Annotated in this window: 22 protein-coding genes; 11 read left to right on the top strand and 11 right to left on the bottom strand. The window is 46.2% G+C overall.

The features are described from left to right. The first annotated feature begins 43 nt into the window (after positions 1 to 43). Together ABUE30_RS13845 and ABUE30_RS13840 are read left to right on the top strand one after the other, a co-directional pair. Positions 44 to 508, top strand: a complete 465-nt coding sequence (locus ABUE30_RS13845; protein WP_408624414.1) for a tRNA (cytidine(34)-2'-O)-methyltransferase — start codon at positions 44 to 46, stop codon at positions 506 to 508. A gap of 179 nt (positions 509 to 687) precedes the next feature. Next, complete coding sequence (locus tag ABUE30_RS13840; RefSeq protein WP_408624413.1) at positions 688 to 2,250, top strand: methyl-accepting chemotaxis protein; 1,563 nt, start codon at positions 688 to 690, stop codon at positions 2,248 to 2,250. A gap of 14 nt (positions 2,251 to 2,264) precedes the next feature. Here the strand turns inward: ABUE30_RS13840 and ABUE30_RS13835 are convergent, their stop codons facing one another. Both ABUE30_RS13835 and ABUE30_RS13830 read right to left on the bottom strand, forming a co-directional pair. After that, positions 2,265 to 3,671, bottom strand: coding sequence for an ATP-binding protein (locus ABUE30_RS13835; RefSeq protein WP_408624412.1), 1,407 nt, complete (start codon positions 3,669 to 3,671; stop codon positions 2,265 to 2,267). Next, positions 3,656 to 4,351, bottom strand: coding sequence for a response regulator (locus ABUE30_RS13830; protein WP_408624591.1), 696 nt, complete (start codon positions 4,349 to 4,351; stop codon positions 3,656 to 3,658). Before ABUE30_RS13830 ends, ABUE30_RS13835 begins: the two co-directional genes overlap by 16 nt. A 278-nt stretch (positions 4,352 to 4,629) precedes the next feature. On the opposite strand from ABUE30_RS13830, the gene ABUE30_RS13825 reads away from it, so the two are divergent. Then, positions 4,630 to 5,535, top strand: coding sequence for a cation diffusion facilitator family transporter (locus ABUE30_RS13825; RefSeq protein ID WP_408624411.1), 906 nt, complete (start codon positions 4,630 to 4,632; stop codon positions 5,533 to 5,535). A gap of 43 nt (positions 5,536 to 5,578) precedes the next feature. Beyond that, positions 5,579 to 6,358: a serine O-acetyltransferase gene (cysE, locus tag ABUE30_RS13820; RefSeq protein WP_408624410.1), complete on the top strand. Its 780-nt coding sequence runs from the start codon at positions 5,579 to 5,581 to the stop codon at positions 6,356 to 6,358. Here the strand turns inward: cysE and ABUE30_RS13815 are convergent. Further along, positions 6,355 to 6,654 (bottom strand): DUF1653 domain-containing protein, encoded by a 300-nt coding sequence (locus ABUE30_RS13815; RefSeq protein ID WP_408624409.1) that lies wholly within the window; start codon positions 6,652 to 6,654, stop codon positions 6,355 to 6,357. The genes cysE and ABUE30_RS13815 overlap by 4 nt on opposite strands. 97 nt (positions 6,655 to 6,751) lie before the next feature. Here ABUE30_RS13815 and ABUE30_RS13810 point away from each other — a divergent pair, with 97 nt between their 5' ends. After that, complete coding sequence (locus tag ABUE30_RS13810; RefSeq protein WP_408624408.1) at positions 6,752 to 6,961, top strand: cell division protein ZapB; 210 nt, start codon at positions 6,752 to 6,754, stop codon at positions 6,959 to 6,961. A gap of 59 nt (positions 6,962 to 7,020) precedes the next feature. Here the strand turns inward: ABUE30_RS13810 and rraA are convergent, their stop codons facing one another. From rraA to priA, 6 genes are all read right to left on the bottom strand, one after another. Continuing rightward, positions 7,021 to 7,509: a ribonuclease E activity regulator RraA gene (gene rraA / locus ABUE30_RS13805; RefSeq protein ID WP_408624407.1), complete on the bottom strand. Its 489-nt coding sequence runs from the start codon at positions 7,507 to 7,509 to the stop codon at positions 7,021 to 7,023. 238 nt (positions 7,510 to 7,747) lie between these two features. After that, a complete protein-coding gene (gene hslU, locus ABUE30_RS13800) occupies positions 7,748 to 9,091 on the bottom strand; it encodes an HslU--HslV peptidase ATPase subunit (protein WP_408624406.1) in 1,344 nt (447 codons plus the stop codon). Between the two features lie 23 nt (positions 9,092 to 9,114). After that, complete coding sequence (gene hslV / locus ABUE30_RS13795; protein WP_408624405.1) at positions 9,115 to 9,642, bottom strand: ATP-dependent protease subunit HslV; 528 nt, start codon at positions 9,640 to 9,642, stop codon at positions 9,115 to 9,117. Positions 9,643 to 9,779: 137 nt separating this feature from the next. Next, on the bottom strand, positions 9,780 to 10,334 hold the full coding sequence (locus tag ABUE30_RS13790; RefSeq protein WP_408624404.1) for an SPOR domain-containing protein: 555 nt from the start codon (positions 10,332 to 10,334) through the stop codon (positions 9,780 to 9,782). A 2-nt stretch (positions 10,335 to 10,336) separates the two neighbouring features. Continuing rightward, positions 10,337 to 12,085 (bottom strand): arginine--tRNA ligase, encoded by a 1,749-nt coding sequence (argS, locus tag ABUE30_RS13785; RefSeq protein ID WP_408624403.1) that lies wholly within the window; start codon positions 12,083 to 12,085, stop codon positions 10,337 to 10,339. Between the two features lie 112 nt (positions 12,086 to 12,197). Then, a complete protein-coding gene (gene priA, locus ABUE30_RS13780; protein ID WP_408624402.1) occupies positions 12,198 to 14,405 on the bottom strand; it encodes a primosomal protein N' in 2,208 nt (735 codons plus the stop codon). A 253-nt stretch (positions 14,406 to 14,658) separates the two neighbouring features. Here priA and rpmE point away from each other — a divergent pair, with 253 nt between their 5' ends. After that, the gene (rpmE, locus tag ABUE30_RS13775; RefSeq protein WP_408624401.1) at positions 14,659 to 14,868 is read left to right on the top strand and encodes a 50S ribosomal protein L31; all 210 of its coding nucleotides are present in this window, start codon (positions 14,659 to 14,661) and stop codon (positions 14,866 to 14,868) included. Between the two features lie 439 nt (positions 14,869 to 15,307). Continuing rightward, positions 15,308 to 16,804 (top strand): peptide MFS transporter, encoded by a 1,497-nt coding sequence (locus tag ABUE30_RS13770; protein ID WP_408624400.1) that lies wholly within the window; start codon positions 15,308 to 15,310, stop codon positions 16,802 to 16,804. A gap of 119 nt (positions 16,805 to 16,923) precedes the next feature. Here the strand turns inward: ABUE30_RS13770 and kdgR are convergent, their stop codons facing one another. After that, positions 16,924 to 17,724 (bottom strand): DNA-binding transcriptional regulator KdgR, encoded by an 801-nt coding sequence (gene kdgR, locus ABUE30_RS13765; RefSeq protein ID WP_408624399.1) that lies wholly within the window; start codon positions 17,722 to 17,724, stop codon positions 16,924 to 16,926. Positions 17,725 to 18,030: 306 nt separating this feature from the next. On the opposite strand from kdgR, the gene kduD reads away from it, so the two are divergent. The 3 genes from kduD (at position 18,031) to ABUE30_RS13750 (ending at position 20,679) form a co-directional block, all read left to right on the top strand. Beyond that, positions 18,031 to 18,792: a 2-dehydro-3-deoxy-D-gluconate 5-dehydrogenase KduD gene (kduD, locus tag ABUE30_RS13760; RefSeq protein WP_408624398.1), complete on the top strand. Its 762-nt coding sequence runs from the start codon at positions 18,031 to 18,033 to the stop codon at positions 18,790 to 18,792. Positions 18,793 to 19,180: 388 nt separating this feature from the next. Beyond that, positions 19,181 to 20,032 carry an RNA polymerase sigma factor RpoH gene (gene rpoH / locus ABUE30_RS13755; RefSeq protein ID WP_408624397.1) on the top strand — a complete coding sequence of 284 codons (852 nt, stop codon included), beginning with the start codon at positions 19,181 to 19,183 and terminating at the stop codon, positions 20,030 to 20,032. A 137-nt stretch (positions 20,033 to 20,169) separates the two neighbouring features. Beyond that, the gene (locus ABUE30_RS13750; protein ID WP_408624396.1) at positions 20,170 to 20,679 is read left to right on the top strand and encodes a DUF4357 domain-containing protein; all 510 of its coding nucleotides are present in this window, start codon (positions 20,170 to 20,172) and stop codon (positions 20,677 to 20,679) included. Positions 20,680 to 20,710: 31 nt separating this feature from the next. Here ABUE30_RS13750 and ald read toward each other — a convergent pair whose 3' ends face one another. Next, positions 20,711 to 21,823 carry an alanine dehydrogenase gene (gene ald, locus ABUE30_RS13745; protein WP_408624395.1) on the bottom strand — a complete coding sequence of 371 codons (1,113 nt, stop codon included), beginning with the start codon at positions 21,821 to 21,823 and terminating at the stop codon, positions 20,711 to 20,713. A gap of 249 nt (positions 21,824 to 22,072) precedes the next feature. Here ald and glpX point away from each other — a divergent pair, with 249 nt between their 5' ends. Next, positions 22,073 to 23,065 (top strand): class II fructose-bisphosphatase, encoded by a 993-nt coding sequence (glpX, locus tag ABUE30_RS13740; protein ID WP_408624394.1) that lies wholly within the window; start codon positions 22,073 to 22,075, stop codon positions 23,063 to 23,065. Positions 23,066 to 23,075: the final 10 nt, after the last annotated feature.

Raw genomic sequence — 23,075 nt, 5'->3', positions numbered from 1 at the left:
TGTATATAATGAGGCGATTGTATGGTATTCAAAAGAGGTTGTTGTGTTTCATATTGCGTTGTTTGAGCCGCAGATTGCTCCAAATTGCGGTAATATTATTCGTCTTGCGGCGAATAATGGCTGTCAGTTACATCTCATTGAACCACTGGGATTTGATCTCGATGAGAAGAAGTTGCGTCGAGCGGGTCTGGATTATCATGATCTGATTAATCTGACCACCTATCCTGACTATTGGAGCTTTGCTAATGCGATGGGAGAGCGGCGAATTTTAGCGTGTACTACCAAAGGCTCTCGCCCTTATACTGAGATCCACTATCAGCCTGAAGATGTGCTACTTTTTGGTGCTGAAACCCATGGATTAGCTCCCGATGTGATGGCCTCAATTGAACCTGAACAGCGGATACGTATTCCAATGTTGCCGACTAGTCGGTGTTTGAACTTATCGAATTCAGTGGCCGTCATCAGTTATGAGGCATGGCGTCAACAGGGGTTTATTGGGGGACAATAGTATGGCGTATGGACGATAACGTCAATTCTTTGTCCTAAGTCAAATCTATGACACTTTTCCCCTCTATTATAGATGCTTTCGAGATCGCTATCGAAAGCATCGACAAATCATTTGTTACTTCGTTTAGTTATTTTCCGCTTAATGACCTATGTGGTCGATTTGTTTGACAGGGATGTGTTATGCGCCAAAATTTACCGGTGACGGAGCATGAAGTACTTTTTCCACAGCATTACAATTTACTTTCAACGACAGATCTTAAAGGCATTATTACCTATGCAAGTCCTGACTTTTGTCAAGTGTCGGGGTATACCCAAGCAGAGTTAGTTGGCCAAGCACATAATATTGTGCGTCATCCTGATATGCCAGAGTTGGCATTTGCCGATCTATGGCAAACCATCAAAGCGGGGCGTGCTTGGCATGGAGTGGTTAAAAATCGCTGTAAAAATGGTGATTTTTATTGGGTTGATGCGTTTGTATCGCCTGTCACGGAAAATGGTCAAGTTATTGAATACCAGTCAGTGCGACTGAAGCCTTCACGAGAGCATGTTAAGCGTGCTCAGCATGATTATCAGCAATTACGCAAGAATGGCTCTTTTCAACACAGCAAATTGCGGCAGATGTCACTGGCAACTCGCCTTATCGGTGCGCAGCTATTGTCAGCGATGGTTTCGCTTCTGGTCGAATATCGCTTTGGCGGCGCGGCGGGGATTGCAAGCTTCACCCTATTGGCATCTGTGGCTTGTTATGCGTTGACGCGGCGGTTGGCTCAATTAAGCCAGCAGGTTCGAAGTTCTGTTAATCATCCGTTGGTGACCAAGATTTATCAGCAATATACTGATGATGTCGCATGTATTGCTCAAGCGTTCAAAATGGGGCAAGCTGAGCTCAACGCGGTCATTGGCCGGATCCTTGATTCAAGTGAGCGGATCCGCCAGTTTGCGGCTGATTCACACGATAATAGCCAATTGAGCTTAAGCCAGCTCTCAAACCAAGTGAATGAGACGCAATCGGTCAGTACGGCGGTTAGTCAAATGCGTCAGGCCACGGATGATACGGCCGAAAATATGCAGGTGACCGCTGATGCTGCACAGCTTGCATTGCAAATGGTTGAGCAATTGTCGCAAGGTGCCATGTCAGGGACACAAGCCACAAGCGATCTGATTGTAAAACTGAATCAAAGTAAAGGGAGTCTGCATGCTTTACATCAACAAGGTCAGCAGATCCAAGACGTGTCACAATCGATTACGCAAATTACCGACCAAATTAATCTATTGTCGCTGAACGCGGCGATTGAGGCAGCTCGTGCTGGGGAACATGGTCGCGGGTTTGCTGTGGTCGCCGATGAGGTGCGTAGTTTAGCCCATACCACCCAGCGCTCGACCGTGCAAATTCAACAAGTCACGCAGTCTATTTTAGAGCAATCGCAGCAGGCGGTTATCGCGATGGAACAAAGCGAAAAGATGGCTGCATTTTGTCAGAGTCAATCACAGCAAGCCTATCAGCAGTCGCAGCAGACCCAACAGCAAGTGCAAACTATCAATGAGCGTAATCAGCAAATTGCGGTTGCAGCGCAAGAGCAGGCACAAGTTAGCCATGAAATAGAACAAAATATCCGGAAAATCCATCAGTTGAGTCAACATTGTAGTGAACTGACCGAACAAACAGTGGCTCAATGCGATCAACTGGCGGGCTCGATGGGCGAACAAACACGTCTTGCCCATCAACTAAGGCGTTTAAGTTAGGCGCTAGTGCGCCGTTAAGGGGCTAGGCCTGTGCGCCGAGGTAGACGGATAGTGACACATAGGCCATTGTGATGGGAGCGATTATGCGCGGCGATATTACCGCCATGTTGGCGCACCGCCCAGTCGGCGATGGCAAGCCCGAGACCGACGCCACCAGAGTCACGATCACGAGCTGCACTAGCACGATAAAAAGGCCGAAAGACTTGGACCAACTCATTGTCGGGGATCCCTGGGCCATCATCGGTGACAGTAATAATAATGTTATTGCCTTGTTCTATGATGGTCAGCTCAATCTGCTGCACGGCATATTTGATGGCATTGCGACATAGGTTTTCGATGGCGCTCAGTAATGACTCAGGGAAACAGTAAAGCGTTTTTGGACCATGATGGGTAAGTTGAAAAGTTTTACCTACTTGACTGGCCTCAAATTGACAATCGTTATCGAGATCACTAAGCAGCTGCGCTAAATCTTGTTTTTCAATTTTACTTTCATCTAGTTGCATCCGCGATAAACCAAGTAGTGCATGGATCATCTCCTCGAGTCGTCCCGATTCACGTTCAATACGGCACAGTTCGTTAGTTGAACCGTAACGCTTATAACTGAGAGCAACAGCCATATTCAGCCGAGTGAGTGGCGATCTGAGTTCATGAGAGATATCACTGAGTAAACGCTGTTGGTTAGTGATGGCATTGGCAAGAGTGTGCGACATTTGCGACAAACTATCTGCTAATTGCCCGACTTCATCACGACGATGAATATTGGGCAGCGTTGCACTTAAATCCCCCACGGCAATTTGATTGGCCGCATTGCGCAGCTTCTTAAGAGGAGTCGCAATATGCCAAGCGAGAGCCATACACGCAATTAAACTAAAAATAATTAAAGCGCCCAGTAAGATCACTGGGCGCATCGCAAAGCGACTGAGCTGATCAAAGCGAGGCTGACTGATGGGTCGGTGTATATACAACAGATAGGTTTGGGTGCCCCGCTGGATAAGCCTTGGGCCAAAAATAACTTGTTGGTGTCTGAGAACCTTCAGTTTAGGGGTATGCGGATCATCGCTACTTAATACAAAACGCAAAATTTCACGGCGATCACCATTGAGAGGCACTGCATTGACGATCTGCCCCGATTTATTGACGAGAATAAACTCAGCTTGTAAAGGTGGTAATGGGTGGCCGAATTCGCTCACCATCGGTGGGGGAAGGAATTCAGGCGCAAATTCTTTTAATCTGAACATAAAATCACTATGTTCAAGTTCTTGTTTCGCCCACCCTGGCAGGCGATGGTCACTATTAAGACCAAGTTGAATGATCAATAGGGCGGTGATCAAGGTTAATAGTAAGATCACCCAAAATGACAATAAGATTTTAACAAAGAGGCTGTTGGCCCACTGCCATAGCCGATTTACCATTGCAACCATAGATACCCTTTACCCCGGATCGTCTTGATACGGGGGTGTTGATCATTGCGATCAGGAATTTTTTTACGCAAATTGGAAACATGCATATCGAGGCTACGATCAAAGGGCATCAGCTTCTTCCCCAGTACCTGTTCGTTAAGCTTGGCTTTATCAAGGATTATTCCAGGATGACGCAGAAACTGTTCGAGTAGTGCAAACTCAGTACTGGTCAAATCGAGCGGTTGATCATAGTGAAGGACTTCTTGACGGCGGGGAGAGAGTACTAAGTCATCATGACAAATTTTATCATCATTACTTTCATCACCTTGATTGGCTTTACGTGTGCGGCGTAAAATTGCTTTAATCCGTGCTAATAGTTCGCGATCGCTAAAGGGTTTAGGAAGATAATCATCGGCGCCCAATTCTAGGCCAAGCACGCGATCAAACTCATCCCCTTTGGCGGTTAGCATTAATACGGGGAGCTGTGACCGTGATAAACGTAGCTCACGTAATATGTCAAATCCATTTTTGCCGGGCATCATCACATCTAGCAGAAGTAAGTCGACATTTTTATCTTTTAGTTTCTCAAACGCGAGTGAACTGTCGTTGCATGCTTCAAATTCAAATCCCTCTAGTGTGAGTAAGTCACAGAGTAATTCACAGAGCTCCTGATCATCGTCGATCATCAGCAGTTTCATAATGTTATTCCTTATTTGGTGAGCTTATCGCTCCCATGATGCGGTTGTAGTCTGAATCTGTATCAATCGCTCAGTGTTGTTTTATCACTTTGCGCTCTATTATCAAGGCAGTGTAGCGAAATTGTCGCAGCTAATTTGCTGGTTTTACCCTCTTTTACGTAATATAACGGGTTTTGACAGCATATGCGTAAGTCGATGGTATCTATGCGGTAAATCTGGGCCCAAAAATTAATAAATCGGTTACAATAAAGCGCACTGTCGATTATAGATTAAGGAACGCCGTGGCCAATCAAAATTACTCTAAGCTGGTTCGATCAGCGAGTCTACTTGCAACATGTACAGCTATTTTATTGCTGATGATTAAGAGTGTCGCGTATTTGATGACGGGAGCTGTGAGTATTTTAGCCTCGCAAGTGGACTCATTAATGGATATCGGCATGTCGCTGATTAATTTGTTTGCGGTGCGCTATGCGCTGCGACCACCGGATAATGAACATCGTTTTGGTCATGGTAAAGTGGAGCCTGTCGCGGGGCTTATTCAGGCCGCATTTATCTGTGGGACGGCTATCATTTTGTTTTATACTGGGGTCGCCTCGATTTGGGCGCCCAAGCCATTGACGCAATCGGGTATCGGTATTGTTGTGATGTTGATCTCCACCGTTGCGACCTTACTTTTAGTCCTCTATCAGCTTTATGTCGTGCGTCAGACACACAATAGTGTGATTAAAGCGGACTCACTGCATTATAGCATTGATATTTTGATGAATTTAGCGGTAGTTGCTGCATTGGTCTTAGATGAATTCGGTTGGCGCTGGGCCGATGGCGTGTTTACTATCGCTATCGCTGTCTATGTGTTGCACAGTGCTTGGCAAATTGGCATTGATGCATTTAATCACCTATTAGATCGTGAATTGGATGAAGCGACCAAAATTGACATTCTGGCGATTTCTCAGGGGGTCGAAGGCGTGGCGGGTACTCATGATTTACGCACCCGCCAGGCGGGACACATCAAGTTCATCCAACTTCATTTGGAACTTGAAGATGACTTGACGCTAATTCATGCACATCAGATAGGCGTGGAAGTTGAAAAACGACTAATGGCACGCTGGCCACAAGCTGATATATTGGTTCACTTAGATCCCTTGTCTGTTGTGGGCGACGATGTGCGCTCAGAGTATTATTATTAGCCAGATAGTGATTTGAGTCTATAAGGAGTGCAACGAAAGCATCATGACATTAACTCGTCAGCAAGTTTGGGAACATATCTTAAAAGAAGCACGTCAATTAACCGTTGATGAGCCGATGTTAGGCAGCTTTTTCCACGCGACAATTTTAAATCACAAAAGCTTACGTTCAGCATTAAGCTTTCAGCTCGCGAGCAAACTTGATAGTACAACGGTACAATCGATTGTATTGCGCGAGATTATCGAAGAGGCTTTTCGTAGCGACACCGATATACTCGAAGCGGCGACAGCGGATATCGTGGCTGTGGTTGAGCGAGATCCGGCGGTCAGCTTATATGCTATTCCGCTATTATATTTAAAAGGATTTCATGCGCTGCAAGGGTATCGAGTGGCTCATTGGTTATGGACGAATAATCGCCAGTCACTAGCTAGCTATTTGCAAAATCAAATTTCAGTGGTATTTGGGGTCGATGTTCATCCTGCAGCAGTGATTGGGCGGGGTATTATGTTTGACCATGCAACGGGCATTGTGGTAGGTGAAACGGCGATTATTGAAGATGAAGTATCTATTTTACAATCGGTTACGTTGGGTGGTACCGGCAAAGAAGGCGGTGATCGTCATCCAAAAATTCGTCATGGTGTGTTAATTGGTGCTGGCGCTAAAATTTTGGGGAATATCGAAGTGGGTTGTGGCGCAAAAGTTGGTGCAGGCAGCGTGGTCTTACAAGCGGTTCCGGCACATACTACCGTGGCTGGGGTCCCTGCTAAAATTGTTGGTCGTCCTGAATGTGATTGCCCGGCAACCACTATGAGTCAGTCTATTTAGCAATGTGGGTGATTATCAGCGTATGCACCGCGCTGATTTATGCTGGAATTTGCCAGCTTAATCAAGGTAAAGCGCATACAGCTTGCCCCGTTTTTTTCGGCAGGTTGATTAAATAAGCTTAACGGTCGTACCCAAAGTGCTCGCTCGCCATAGCAGGGGCGATAGAGCACCATCCACTCCTCTGTTTCACTATGGCGAACCACATCTAAAACTTCGTAATTATTTCCCTTAAAATGGCGATAAAGGCCGGGGAGAGGAATGTTGTTGTCTTTTTCGACAGATGGTGAGTCACTCATCTGGTTCTCCTTGTTGACTAGCCTTGACAAGGGTATGCTGCAGGCAGGCAGTTAATTGTATATTTTGCATTGGCCATTTTACTTGATAGGAGCATCTATGTCGTTTGAATTACTCGAAGAACTGGAAGGCAAGATCCAGAGTGCTGTAGAAAATATTGAGCTATTACGCATGGAAATAGACGAACTCAAAGAGCAAAACAGTCAGTTAAGCGACGAAAATAGTCGCCTTCACCAAGAGCAAGACGCATGGCAAGAACGGCTCAAGTCATTACTTGGGCGTATGAGCAATGTGAATGCCGAGTCATAATTGACGACGAACCACGCAACAGTATCTGCTACTTGCTGCTGCGTGGTTTAGGTCTATTATTATTCAATATCTAATGGGTCAGGAGAGAGGATGATGCCGGTGGTATCGGCATAAAGATGATCCTCAGGTAAGAACGTCACGCCAGCAAAATTCACTGGAACGTTGATCTCACCATACTCATCTTCAAAATCAGCCCCGACAGGAATTGAGCCAATTGACTGGATCCCGATATCAAGATCTTCGAGTGCGTCCACATCGCGAATACAACCGTAAAGCACAATGCCTTCCCAGCCATTTTCAATCGCAGTACTTGCGATTGCTTCATCAACGAGTGCGCGACGCATTGAACCGCCCCCATCAACGAGCAGTACTTTTCCTTCGCCATTTTCTTGAATGACTTGATTAATGAGACCGTTGGCTTCAAAACATTTGATAGTCACAATAGAACCGCCAAATGAAGTGCGACCACCGTAGCTGGCAAATATGGGTTCAACTACATCCACTGTGTCTGCGTAGATATCACATAATTCTGATGTGTTGTATTCCATAACTGAGATCCTGCTGCTGATGACTTATGGCCCAAGTATAAACCCTAAGTTGCCGTTTTCAATTGAAAAAATATGACGAATTGATGAGATTGCCCACTGTGTGCTCATTTTTTTGAAAAATTGTAAGAAAAACCAGTTGTTAAAGTGAGTTAATAGAGTTGGGTTTTATGACGGTGAAATAGCTTAGTGAGGAAAAAGAGTAATGAACCAGCGACAAAGCTGGCTCATTACCGTTGATTTATAAGATGAAGCGGGTGAGATCTTCGTCTTCAACCAATTGATCTAAGTGTTGATTGACATACGCAGCATCGATGATGATGGTTTCACCCGCATGGTCCGCGGCGCAAAAGCTAACATCTTCAATTAATTTTTCCATCACTGTATGCAAGCGGCGTGCGCCGATATTTTCGGTACGTTCATTCACTTGCCAAGCGGCGTTAGCGATGCGCTCAATCCCACTTTCGGTAAACTCGACATTGACGTTTTCAGTGTTTAGCAGTGCTTGATATTGCATCGTCAGTGAGGCATTTGGTTCAGTGAGAATGCGTACAAAATCACCGGCGGTCAAGGCATGCAAGTTGACGCGAATGGGTAAACGACCTTGTAGCTCAGGGATCAGGTCAGATGGTTTTGAGACCTGAAACGCACCTGAAGCAATAAACAGAATATGGTCGGTTTTAACCATACCATGTTTGGTATTGACCGTTGACCCTTCAACTAAAGGTAACAGATCGCGCTGAACTCCCTCACGGCTTACATCAGGCCCTGAGCTTTCACCGCGTTTACAGATTTTATCAATCTCATCTAAGAACACGATCCCTTGGTTTTCGACTGCAGCTAATGCCTTTTCTTTGAGCTCTTCTGGGTTAAGAAGCTTCGCTGCTTCCTCTTCGATCAGCACTTTAAACGCGTCTTTAATCTTCATTTTGCGTTTTTTAGTGTTTTGCTGACTTCCCAAATTCTGGAACATGCTCTGTAGCTGGTTGGTCATCTCTTCCATGCCAGGAGGTGCCATGATTTCGACACCGACTTGAGGCTGAGCTACATCAACCTCGATTTCTTTGTCATCGAGCTGACCTTCGCGTAATTTCTTACGGAACACTTGACGGGTATGACTACTCCCTTCTTTTTCCTCGTGCTGACCCTCGCTCCAACCGGTATTTTTAGCTGGGGGCAGCAGTACATCTAAAATCCGTTCTTCGGCGTGTTCTTCGGCGCGATAACGCATTTTTTCCATCTCATGTTCACGCGTCATTTTCATGGCGACATCGGTGAGATCGCGAATGATAGTGTCGACTTCTTTACCAACATAACCCACTTCGGTAAATTTAGTGGCTTCAATTTTGATAAATGGTGCTCGGGCTAATTTGGCTAAGCGGCGCGCGATTTCGGTTTTCCCTACACCTGTTGGCCCAATCATGAGAATGTTTTTGGGTGTAACTTCTTGGCGCAACTCAGGATCAAGTTGCATGCGGCGCCAACGGTTTCGCAGTGCAATTGCGACGGCTCGCTTGGCTTCAGCTTGGCCGACAATATGGCGGTCGAGCTCGGATACGATTTCGCGGGGAGTCATTTCAGACATAACAGAGTCCTGTAAATCAGTAGTTATTCGGTATCGAGTTCTTCAATCGTTTGGTTGGTATTGGTAAAGACACAGATACCCCCAGCAATTGTTAAGCTTTTTTCAACGATTTCATGTGCCGATAGATCGGTGTTTTCCAGCAGCGCCAAGGCAGCTGATTGAGCGTATGGCCCCCCTGAGCCCATCGCAATGATGTCATGCTCGGGTTGGAGTACGTCACCATTACCAGTAATAATAAGCGAAGCGGTTTTATCTGCAACGGCCAATAAGGCTTCGAGGCGGCGCAGCGCTCGATCAGTTCGCCAATCTTTTGCTAACTCAACGGCTGCTCGCATCAATTGCCCTTGGTACATCTCTAATTTTGCTTCAAAACGTTCAAATAAGGTAAACGCATCAGCTGTGCCGCCTGCAAAGCCAGCTAATACTTGGCCATTATAGAGCCTGCGAACTTTGCGTGCGTTGCCTTTCATAACGGTATTACCCAAGGAAACTTGGCCATCACCGCCCATGACAACTTTGTTGCCGCGACGTACGGATACAATTGTAGTCACAATAAACCTCTCTGTTGCTTTATGTGATCATCTGCGATCAGCAAATAATGAAGAAGATATGGGGGAGGAATCGGAATTTTTCAAGGGAAAAGTAGGGATTATCCTCCTGCCTCTGAGAAGCAGGAGGTGCTTAAGCGTTAATTATTGTTCCAATACCACATCTGACAGCCATTGATGCCATTGCGTTGTAATAAATGGCGGTCACTATCTCCCGCGCGGCGATTGGGGTATGGGCCTAACATAACGCGAAACCACACACCACTTTTGCCTTCACTGCGCTTCACCTGACTGGACAGGCCTGTAAATGCAACTTTCGCCTTGAAACGTTCTGCATCCTCACGATTACGAAAGGATGCGCATTGCAGTTGATACTGATGCGTTGATTTTTTCTGCTCAGGTACTTTAACCGTTACCTGTTTATTTTCGAGCTCGGTAATATAATCAGGCGCTTTGGGCTGCTTTGGCAAAGGCTTGAGCGTCACTGGTTTAGCCGTTTTAGGCACCACTGCTTTAGGTAATGGTGCGGGCTGTTTAGCGCTATGATTAATCTTCCACAACACCGTTACAAAGGCGGCAATAGCGACCACTAAGACCACAATAGCGGCTACCGGAAAACCTCGTTTCGGTGGCGTTGGTTTTTTACTATGACGTTTATTTCCGGCAGGCTTTCGCCCGACATAATCACGAGCCATGGTTACATCCGTTCTAACGTATTAATGCCCAACAAGGCAAGCCCTTGTTTGAGCACTTTAGCGGTTAATGCAGCCAGTTGTAAACGTGAGGCCTTTAGTGAGTCTTGTGCGCTGAGCATTGGGCAAGCTTCATAGAAACTCATAAATAAGCCGCTTAAGTCATACAAGTAGTTACAGAGTATGTGTGGCATGCCTTTGTCAGCCACTTGATGGACCACATCATTAAAGGCGATTAACTGCTGCGCAAGGGCTTCTTCTTGGGGCTGATTAAGTATAACGGCGGCGTTATGCTGGTCTAAATCCACATCGGCTTTGCGGAAAATGGCACAGATCCGTGCATAAGCATATTGCAGATAGGGTGCGGTGTTGCCATTAAATGCCAACATGTTGTCCCAGTCAAAGATATAGTCCGTGGTGCGACTTTTGGATAAGTCGGCATATTTGACAGCAGCTATGGCAATGGTCGTAGCGACTTGCGCTTGCTCGTCGGCAGTTAAATCAGAGTCGCGCTCTGAGATCATCGCTTCGGCCCGGGTCTGCGCTTCATCGAGTAGATCGCGCAGCTTAATTGTTCCACCACTGCGTGTTTTAAATGGTTTGCCATCTTTACCGAGCATCATGCCAAACATGTGGTGTTCTAATGAAACCTGTTCGGGAATATAACCGGCTTTACGCACAATTGACCACGCTTGCATTAAGTGCTGATGTTGACGGCTGTCGATAAAATACATCACTCGGTCGGCGCCAAGGGTCTGGTAGCGATATTTAGCACAAGCAATATCGGTGGTAGTATACAAGTAGCCACCATCTTTTTTGCGGACAATCACGCCCATGGGCTCGCCATCTTTGTTTTTAAACTCAGGTTGCATCACCACGATGGCCCCATCATTTTCTTGTGCAATCCCGCGTTTGAGCAGATCATCAACAATCTCGGGTAGCATATCGTTATAGAGACTCTCGCCCATTACATCTGATTTACTAAGTGAAACTCCCATGCGATCATAGGTTTGCTGATTGTGATTTAAGGTGATATCTACCAATTTGCGCCACATTTGATGGCAATACTCATCGCCACCTTGCAGACGGACTACATAGTTACGAGCGCGCAAGGCAAATGTTTCGTCACTGTCATAACGCTGTTTGGCTTGCCGGTAAAACCCTTCTAAGTCAGCTAAACTGATTTGCGTGGGATCAATTCCTTGTTCTTTAGCAACATCTTCAAGATTGGCAATCAGCATCCCAAACTGAGTGCCCCAGTCACCGATGTGGTTGGCGCGAATGACTTTATTGCCCAAGCTTTCTAAAACTCGAACCACTGCGTCGCCGATAATGGTCGAACGGATATGCCCAACGTGCATCTCTTTGGCAACGTTTGGCGCTGAGTAATCAACGACAATCGTTTGCTGCTGATCGTGGATAAGGCCTAAGTGCTCTGAGCGAGCCATTTGCTCAACTTGCCCTGCCAGCCAATGGCTATTTAAATAAAAATTAATAAATCCGGGCCCTGCGATCTCAGTTTTTTCCACTAATGCTGATTCAGGTAGATGGGCAATAATAAGTTCAGCGAATTGGCGAGGATTTTGACCTGCTTGTTTGGCGTTGACCAAGGCTAAGTTGGTGGCTAAGTCACCATGACTTTTATCTTTGGTTTTATCGACCATGATACGAGCGTTCAGATCACTCGGCACCAGTGCCTGTTGCTTGAGTGAGTTGATCGTATCTTCGAGAAGGTTATGGATGAGCTCTTTCATGGTTGGATAATACCTGTTTAACGTCATTGGTTGGGATAAATTTCAGGGCGATTATTTTAGCGTCAAATCACCTGAAACACTACTGCTCATTAGTCGTGCTGTTGCGTATCAACTACAGCATGTCGATTGGGTCAATATCGACTGACCACCGGACTTGTTTGGCTTGCGAAGATTGCTCGAGCCAATCAATCAATATGCTGACTAACTGATGCAACTGGCGCCGATTCGGTGCTTGCAGTAGCTGTTGCTGACGATATTTTCCTGCGCGCTTAGGAATCGGAGATTCGGTCATAGGGAATACCCAACATGATCCAGGGTTAGATTGCTTGGCTAGCGTCTCTAGAGGCTGCGCTAGTTGTTGCAGCTTTTCTAGCGCGGTAGCTTCAAAGCGCAGTAAGGCGTGATAACTAAAGGGCGGAAGTTCAGTGGCTTGGCGCTCGGCTAAGGCAAACCGAGCAAAATGCCCATACCCGTTATTAACCAGATCTTGCAATAATTCATGCTCTGGGTGGTGGGTTTGCAGTAGGACTTTACCTGCTTTTCCTGCCCGTCCAGCTCGTCCAGCGACCTGAATAAACAATTGTGCGAGGCGCTCGGACGCGCGAAAGTCGCTGCTAAATAACGCATGATCGATGTCAACAATAGCCACCAATGTGACATTGGGAAAATGGTGACCTTTGGCCAGCATTTGGGTGCCGATGAGGATTTGATGGCGATTATCACTAATCGATTGCAACATTGTATCCAACGAACCTTTTCGACGAGTACTGTCACGATCGATGCGGGCAATGGAATAGTCGGCAAATAACGTTTTGAGCTGACTTTCTAATTGTTCGGTCCCCACGCCAGTGGTGACGAGATTCGTCGAACCACAATGCTGACACTGCACGGGAATGGGACGCTGTTTACCGCAGTGATGGCAGGCCAGATGTGGCGGCGCCTGATGCAGCGTATAAAATCGCTCGCAGCGATCGCATTCGACGACTCCGCCACATTCATGGCATAACAGCGCAGGTGCATAACCACGGCGATTGAGAAACAGCATGACCTGTTGCCCTTGGCGCAGCGTTTGTTGCACCGCGGCGAGCAGCTGAGGCGATAGCCCAGCTTGCAAGGGTTGGTGGCGAATATCAATCAGCTCATATTTAGCTAATGCGGCATTGCCGGCGCGCTCGGTTAGCTCCAGATGTTGGTAGCGGCCAGTGAGGGCGTTATGCAAGGTTTCTAATGCGGGCGTTGCTGTTCCCATTACCACGGGGATTTGTTCGAGTTTCGCCCGCATTAATGCCACGTCACGGGCGTGATAACGAAACGTATCTTGCTGTTTAAATGAGCTATCATGTTCTTCATCAATAATGATTATGCCGGGGGCTTGCATTGGCGTAAAGAGCGCTGAACGAGTCCCGATAATAATCGCTGCATCACCATTTCTAGCGGCCAACCATGCATCTAGCCGCTGGCGGTCATTGAGTCCGGAGTGAAGTACCACCATCGGAAGCTCAAAGCGCTGTTTAAAACGAGCGATAGTTTGAGGTGTTAAGCCAATTTCAGGAACGAGAATAAGTGCTTGGCGCCCGGCTTTTAAAATGGGCTCAAGGATCTGTAAGTAGACCTCTGTTTTTCCCGAACCGGTGATCCCCTCTAATAGATAAGGGGCAAATTGCTGCACGTTTTGATTGATAGCCGCGACGGCCACCGCTTGTTGACGGTTGAGTGTTAGGGGCGTTTGTGCCAGATGCACGTCTGCTTGCCAGTTTTGTGATTGAGGATGAATAACTTGAGTACGGATCCACCCTTGTTTTTCCAGCGTTTTAAGGGTTGCTCTGCTTATCTTCGCGGCGCTAAACAGGCTGTGAGGTTGGGGCTGCTGACTGTCATCAAACAGTGCCAGTGCTTGGCGCTGTTTGGGCGCTTTGGCCGATTGCGAGAGCTCAATCAAACGAGCTTGGCCTTTATCAGTGATTTGCCAAGCGTCAATCGGAACGGGGCTCGCAGGCGAGCCTTGGCGTAATAATTTTGGCAGCGCCTGTAAATAGACATCCCCCAGATTATAATGGTAGTAATCGGCTGCCCAAATAAGCAGTTGATGCAAAGAATGTGGTAGCAGTGCTTGCGTGTCAATAATGTGATGAATTGGGCGTAGTTTGTCTGCCGCCACAGTACTTTGGGTAGGATGTGAGAGTACAATCGCCGTCATCTGACGATTACCAAATGGGACACTCACTCGGCTACCCACCGCAGGCAGCTGGGTCTGTGCCGGGAGGCTATAATCAAAATTACGGCGCAGATGCGTCGCCATGCCGACACGGATCAAATTCATGACAGGATAATTCCTTGCGATCTTATGGCTTCGATGAGACGACTTAGTGTAATCAGCTCTGTAGGCAGATGCCATAGTTAAACCGATTCGTGCTATGTATGGTGAAAAAATCAGCGTAAACTGATTGCCTGATAGCGCTGGATCAGCTAATATGCGCGCCCTGAATATAAGAGTATTTCTCTTTTTTATAATGATTCGTGTGGTGTCTGGCTACGGGCTGGATAGCGACACGGCCTGACAATGAGGTTTCCCCATGAAAGATGGTATCCACCCAGAATATGCAGAATTGGTTGCGACCTGTTCTTGCGGTAATGTCATCAAGACTCGTTCAACTCGCAGCGGTAACATCAGTTTAGATGTATGTGGCGCGTGTCACCCATTCTATACTGGTAAACAACGTGTTGTTGATACTGGTGGTCGTGTTGATCGCTTTAACAAACGTTTTGGTAAATTCGCTAAGTAATAGCGGATTTAAGTACGTTTGGCTCAGTTGTAACCATTAAGCATGTTACTCAATGGATCAACCGACTGGACGTACAGGTTTAAAAAAGTCCGATGATTGAGCGATCATTGGACTTTTTTATGCGTGCAACGGAAGGCAATTTTCACGGTTATGCAGTACCTCTATTTGCTTTATCTAGCCTCGATGACTATCGAGTCATTGCCATGAACTGATCTGTAAGGGGTGTCTTAAGGATATGACGCCGAAGTTAGATATGGATTAGTGCACTTCAATTACTTCTGATCATGATAAGCAATCTGGACTAAGGCTGCGTTTGCACTCAGCTGTAGTGTTCTCATACCCCAATAAATACAACATGGAATCAATTAGTGGCATCGTTGCCATGATAATTCTCGGCAGGCGCCATAGCGCTTTGCGTTGATTTGGACAATTTATAAAAATGACAGAACAAACAGAAACTGGTGTCGTGCCAGAGCAGGTAACTATACATAAAAAGCGGGCGTTTACCGCCTTGTTCATGATCGAAATGTGGGAGCGTTTTGGTTTTTATGGAATGCAGATCCTGATTGTGGTGTTCGCCATCAATTATTTAGGATTTGATGACGCCCGTGCTAATTTAACATGGGGAGCTTTTGCTGCGATGATCTACCTGACGCCCGTGCTAGGGGGATGGATTGGTGATCGCATTTTAGGCGCACGGCGCACGACTATTCTGGGCGGCATTGTATTAGGAATAGGCTATGCACTATTAGCGACACCTTGGGATCAATGGTTTCAGATGACGTCACACACCATGGTTTTTCTCTCAATGGGCGTGATTGCGGTTGGAGCTGGTCTGTTTAAAGCTAACCCGAATAACTTAGTGGCAAAACTTTATGAAGATGATGAGTCGCAGCTTGATGGCGCATTTACCATGTACTATATGTCTATCAATGTTGGGGCGTTCATGTCGCAGCTGTTGACCCCCATTATCCGGGTTCATTATGGTTGGCATTGGGCCTTTTTAGTTTGTGCGCTGGGTCTATGTTTTGGGGTTGCGCAGTTTTTATTGCAGAGTAAATTTTTACAAGGTGTTGGTTCCAAGCCTGATTTTGCCCCCATGCATATGGGTAAGCTGATTGCAGTTTTAGCCAGTGTGGTGGTGTTGTCCGTGGCGGTTGGCAATGTGATCGAACATTTGGAGTTGGCTAACTGGGTGGTGCGTATTGCAGGGATAGGCTTGGCGCTGTTTTTTGTTATTTTACTGGTGCGAGCGAGCTCGGCTGAGCGTAGCGGATTGATCGCGATGGTGATCCTAACATTACAAACCATTCTGTTTTTTATTTTTTACCAACAAATGTCCACTTCATTAACGTTGTTTGCTAAAAATAACGTTGATTTAATCCTCTTTGGTTACCATATCCCCCCTGAACAATTTCAAGTGTTAAATCCGTTTTGGATCGCCGTGATGAGTCCTGTTTTAGCATGGTTGTATGGCTCGCTAGGCCGCCAAGGTAAAGATCCGTCTTTGGCCAGTAAATATGCGTGGGGTTTTGCGTTATTGGCGATTGGCTTTTTCCTGTATGGCATAAGTGGCATCAGTCAGCATCATGGATATGTGTCGCCGATGTGGATGGTGGGTGGGTACTTCTTTCAGTCGGTCGGAGAGCTGCTCATTTCTGGTTTAGGCTTAGGGATGGTCGCGCGCTACGTGGCACCCTCTCTACGAGGCATGATGATGGGCGCTTGGCTGCTGGCAACGGGGTTGTCGCAATACCTAGGGAGCGTCGTTGCCAACTTTGCTAACATCCCTAGTGGTGTGGCCAATCCCATTGAAAGTTTGGGTATCTATACCAAGTTATTCCGAGAGTTAGGTTTCGTAGCCGTTGGCGCAACATTGATTGCAATAGCGTTAATTCCTTATCTGAAACGCCTTGACCAGCAAAGTAAGGTGTAGAGCCATCCATGCTCAAGCCAGCAGTGCTGGCTTGAATGCTGTGCGTGTAGTCTTCAAGCTATCTCGCATCAGATGCTATCTAAAGCACTTGCCTGATATGCTTCTTTGGCCGCGTTGTCTCATGCCGTCACGTGGTGATAGGATGGGTAATCATGATAGCCTAATTGACTCGATAGTGTCGCCGCAGCTTCATGTAACATGGCGATATATTCATCACGCCGAGCAATGTCGAAGCGAATCGTTGGAAATGAAATACTCATCCCTGCAATAACGACCCCAAAGCGATCAAATACAGGTACCGCTAAACAGCGCAGTCCCTCTTCTTGTTCTTCACAATCCTCACCGACTGCCTCTTGGCGAACTTTGGCTAGTTCTTCAATAAATGCATCTAAATTTTTTAAAGTATGTTGGGTGTGGGCAATGAACTCAATGTTTTTGAGGATTTGTCGAACCTCATCTTCAGGGCGATAGGCTAATAGCACTTTACCAATTGCGGTACTGTAGAGTGGGTTTCGTCGACCAATTCGTGAATACATGCGTAAATTATAACGCGAGTCGATCTTGTGAATATAAATGATGGCATCGTCATCAAATGCCCCTAAATGCAATGCTTCACCAGTTTTTTTTGTGATTGAGCGCATTTGACGATCGGCTAAGGCGATCATATCAACATGCTCTAAGGCTTTTGATCCGAGCTCAAAAAGTTTGAGAGTGAGAGAATACTTTTCACTGTCCCCTTCTTGGGAGACGTATCCAGCGGTTTTCATCGTTTGTAAAAACCGATATACCGTGCTTTTGGACATCATTAATCGCTGCGCTATATCTGTAATACCGATCTCTTGCTGTTCACCGAGTGCTTGTAAGATCCCAAATACCTTGAGTACAGAAGACACTGACTCAATCTGTTTTGTTGTGCCCATAATAGTCGTTACCTTTATATATATATAAATTTTTAGGCTTATTTACATTTAAGAAAAGGGCCTGAACTTTAAGACGACGATCAGCAGGCCGCTTATGAATAAGAGTACGCTAGTTTTCATATTTTATAAAACATGATTTTAGCCGTACAGAGAATAAACTTCAAAAAAATTGTGAGCTAGATCGCTAACTCAAATTATGAAAATAAAACACCTTTTCATAATCATTGAAAAGAAGGTTCTCTAGCGTTATATTAAACATCAACAGATACCTATGATGGTGTGTTCCGATTAAGTGAGGAAATTCGAATGATTCTGAATAAATTTGATTTGGCTGGTAAAGTTGCAATTGTTACAGGCTGTGATACTGGTTTGGGTCAAGGTATGGCATTGGGGTTAGCCCAAGCAGGTTGTAAAGTTGCGGGAATTAATATTGCGGAGCCAAGCGATACCATTGCAAAAATGGCTGAAGGCGAACATCAATTTCTCGATATCCGTGCTGATATGTCCGATATAAGTCAATTTGATGGCCATGTAGATAAAGTGATCTCAGAATTTGGTCAAGTCGATATTTTAGTGAATAACGCTGGGATCATCCGTCGTCAAGATGCTATCGAATTCACAGAAAAAAACTGGGACGATGTGATGAATTTGAATATCAAAGCGGTATTTTTCATGTCTCAGGCCGTTGCCCGTCAATTTATCAAACAAGGCCATGGTGGTAAAATTATCAATATCGCTTCGATGCTCTCTTTCCAAGGTGGGATCCGCGTTCCTTCATATACCTCTTCAAAAAGTGCGGTAATGGGTGTAACTCGTCTATTGGCTAATGAATGGGCCCCTCACAACATTAACGTCAATGCGATTGCCCCAGGATATATGGCGACTAACAATACTGCGGCGCTGCGTGCTGATGATGATCGCTCTAGCGAGATCCTTGAGCGGATCCCTGCTGCTCGTTGGGGCACACCAGAAGATGTCGCTGGCCCTGCAATATTCTTAGCGTCATCGGCTGCTGATTATATTAATGGCTACACTGTGGCTGTTGATGGTGGTTGGCTAGCGCGATAATTTAGGGATCATTAACCGCGATGATGTATTGATTAAACTATGATCGTTATCATGGTTGAGCGCCGCCATTGGGGGGCGCTTTTTTATGCGATGGAACCATTGTATGGATCCACAGTCCAAGAAAGTGAATATAGTATGATCAGCGTTTATATTGCCTTCCAAGGGGCCGTATCTCGCTATAACAAGCCGGTTAACATCGCATCTTTCGATAGACGTAATCGCGAAGTTAAGTATCAGGGTTAGTCTAGATAGACAATGTGATTGGCTTTGGTAAACTATTATTAATATCGGTGTGCGGGTGGGGCTAGGCATTGGCAATGCGAGAGTCTACATGGTAGACTCATAATCAGTATGACCTAGTTATTTCATCATGTGTTGAGGTTAGCGAATGAGCGATAATTTAACGTCGATGGCTTTAGTTCCCCAAGGGAGCATTGAAGCGTATATTCAAACTGTCAACGGCATTAGCATGCTGACAGAAGAAGAAGAAAAGGCGTTGGCACTTCGCTGGTGGGAACAAGGTGATCTGAAAGCGGCTCGACGCTTAGTTATGTCCCATCTGCGGTTTGTGGTGCATATTGCCAAAGGTTATTCTGGGTATGGGTTACCTCAATCTGACCTCATCCAAGAAGGCAATATTGGCCTGATGAAAGCGGTGAAACGCTTTGATCCGCATCATGGTGTTCGGTTGGTGTCATTTGCGGTCCATTGGATCAAAGCTGAAATTCACGAATATGTGCTGCGTAACTGGCGTGTGGTTAAAATTGCTACAACAAAAGCACAGCGCAAACTATTTTTTAACTTACGTAAATCTAAAAAACGTCTCGGGTGGTTTAACCAAGATGAAATTGCGACCGTTGCTAATGCACTGGGCGTGTCTGAGCGTGAAGTGGTCGAGATGGAATCACGGATGTCGGCTCAAGATCAGGCCTTTGATCTGAGTAATGATGATGATGAGCGTGAAGGCAGCTTTGCTCCTGTACAATATTTGCAAGATAAATCATCAGATATTGCCCACAGTATTGAGCAAGACAACTGGGAAGTGCATGCCGCTAATAAATTATCCAGTGCACTTAATACATTAGATGATCGTAGCCGTCATATCGTCACGCGTCGTTGGCTCGATGAAGAGAAATCGACATTACAAGAACTTGCTGACGAGTATCAAGTCTCGGCTGAACGTGTACGTCAGCTGGAAAAAAATGCAATGAAAAAACTACGTCAATCGATGCAGTTATAATCGTGATTTAATCCCATGAAACCTCGCCATTTAGCGGGGTTTTTTATTGTTTTGATATTGTTCGCGATTTGATGATTAACAGCACGCTTAAGTTTCTTTATACTTTGAACCAGATTGCATAAATATTGGTCAAATGTATGAGTGAACCGTTCGATACCCGCCAAGTCAATTTTATTGTCGATGCCAAGGGCCACCGCCAAGCGGCGATTATGCCTATTCGGATGTATCAGCAATTGCTCGCTTTGCAGCAATTACTCGACAGCTCCAGTTCTACCACCAAACCTAGCGGTGATTTTCAATTTGAAGTGAAACAAGCAAAAGCATTTGGCTACCCAGTCGGCAGTAAAACTCGGCCACGGTTTGTCGTGGTCAAAGGCTCCAGCGCCAATTTGGGTTTGACAGATTCGATGCGCCCAGCCGTGCGAGCCTTGCGTGAGCAATTAATCGCTGATGGGGTGTTAGCTGAGGGCCCTAATGGATATGATTTTTTACGTGATTATCAGTTTGCTAGTCCTAGCTTAGCGGCTTGTTTGATCGCGGGAAATGCCCGCAGCGGTTTAGATGCCTGGCACGATCAGTGGGGACGCAGCCTAAAAGAGCGAGGGTATGGCAAAAAGCAACGCAGTGAATCGCGTGCAAAGGGATGATAGCGGCGGTCACTTTAGCCAATCTTTGTTGTTAGGTTAAAAGGACCAAGGGATCAACATAGTCAATATTCAAACTTTCGGCGACCCTGAGGTCAGTGATCCGTCCCTGATGAATATTTAAGCCATCTTTGAGACCGGGATTATTTCGCAAAGCGGCTAACCCTAAATCTGCAATTTGTTGAATATAGGGCAAACTGGCTTGATTCAATGCTAGCGTAGCCGTACGGGATACTGCTGCAGGCATGTTGGTAACACAATAATGAACAATCCCATCCATCAGATAGGTGGGATTTTGGTGGGTGGTGGGCACTGATGTTTCACAACATCCTCCTTGATCAATGGCCACATCGACGATCGCGGCTCCAGGTTGCATCAAACCGACTAGCTCGCGCGTGATCACTTTCGGAGCTTTAGCGCCGGGATTGAGTACCGCACCGATGACTAGATCGGCATCACTGAGCACTTGTTTAAGGGTGTGCGGATCGGCGTAAGCGGTTTGGACTCGCCCATGATAGTGTTGTTCTAACTGTCGTAACCGATGAATATCTTTATCTAATACATACACTTGGGCACCCATCCCAAGGGCAATCATTGCTGCATTACTTCCCACCACGCCACCGCCGACAATGACTACTTTAGCCGCAGGGACACCCGCAATGCCACTTAATAGCACGCCTCGACCTGAATGCAGCCGTTCTAATGACATAGCGCCTGCTTGAATGGAAAGTCGTCCAGCAATTTCTGACATGGGTTGTAGCAGTGGTAATCGTTGCTGTGAGTCGGTAACCGTTTCATAAGCAATACAAGTCACCCCACAGGCAAGTAATTCTTCTGTTTGAGTGCGATCAGCGGCCAAATGTAGATAGGTAAAGAGTATTTGATCGCTATGCAGCTGTGCTCGTTCTGTGGCCTGGGGCTCTTTGATTTTGATGATCAGCTGAGCATCACTAAATATTTCTTCCACGTCATAGCAGATCAGAGCCCCTACTTGCTGATAGTTTTGATCGGTGAAGCCACTGGCTTTACCTGCATCATGTTCAACTAATAGATGATGCCCACTCTGTACTAATTGGCCGACGCTCTGGGGTGTTAGTCCGACGCGATCTTCTTGATGCTTAGTTTCTTTAGGAACGCCAATACGCATGAAAACTTCCAATGAGTTACTGATAAGCTTGGGTATAGCTGATCGCTATCCGATCTGGGTCAAAGACTAACTAATGTGTGATCTTAGTAAGATGCCAAGAACCCTTGAATGATAGAACTGTGATCCTGCATAGCTGAGTCTTGCTCATGAACCTTGATTGCTTCACCTGTTGCATGGATGCCTAGAGTGTCTGTAGCGGTTCTATGATAAAATAATAGATTCTTTCTATATTTCAGGGAATAACCTGTCGTGAATCAAGAGCTTGTCTATCGTTTTGCCGAAGTTACTGAAGCTGCGGCTTTAGCTGGATTTAACTGGCTGGGGCGCGGGAATAAAAATGCTGCTGACGGCGCTGCCGTTACGGCCATGCGGCAGTGTTTGAACCAACTATCTATGCAAGGTGAAATCGTCATTGGAGAGGGCGAGATCGATGACGCTCCCATGCTTTTTATTGGCGAAAAGCTCGGTCAAGGCGGCGTTTGCGTGGATATTGCAGTTGATCCTATTGAGGGAACCCGTATGACGGCGATGGGACAAAGCCATGCTGTTGCAGTTTTAGCTGCCGGCGAGCAAGGCTCGCTGCTACGTGCACCAGATATGTACATGGAAAAGCTGGTCGTTGGCCCCAAAGCTCGCGGCGTGATTGATTTACACAAGCCTTTATTAGATAACATCAAAGCGGTAGCTGAAGCACTTAACAAGCCTCTGTCAGAGTTGACGCTTATCACCTTGGCCAAGCCACGTCATGCAGCATTAATTAGCGAGCTACAAGAGCAAGGTGTCCGGGTTTTTGCTGTACCTGATGGGGATGTCGCCGCTGCATTATTGACGTGTACTCCAGAAAGTGGCATCGATATGATGTATTGCGTGGGAGGTGCGCCAGAAGGCGTAGTTTCGGCGGCTGCGATTCGAGCATTAGGCGGGGATATGCAAGCACGTTTGTTACCACGTCATCAGGTTAAAGAGAATAATGCGGCTAATCGGATGATTGCTGATAGTGAAATGACGCGCTGCCAAGCGCAAGGCGTTCATGTCAATCAAGTCTTGTTGCTCGAACAATTGGTTAAAAGCGATCGCGTTATGTTTGTCGCAACAGGGATTACGCAAGGTGATTTACTGGCAGGTATTACTCGTAAAGATGGCCAATTGTGCTGTGAAACACTGTTAATTAACGGCTTGGGTTCGGCTAAAATTCGTCGTCTACAATCGTGGTATCCTCTTGATCATGCTATTCATGTATAGAAATAACCCC

This window comes from Celerinatantimonas yamalensis (genome assembly GCF_046054155.1).
GTDB classification, from domain to species: Bacteria; Pseudomonadota; Gammaproteobacteria; order Enterobacterales; family Celerinatantimonadaceae; genus Celerinatantimonas; species Celerinatantimonas yamalensis.
The sequence above is the reverse complement of the archived record's forward strand: the minus strand, read 5'-3'. Positions and strand labels throughout refer to the sequence as shown.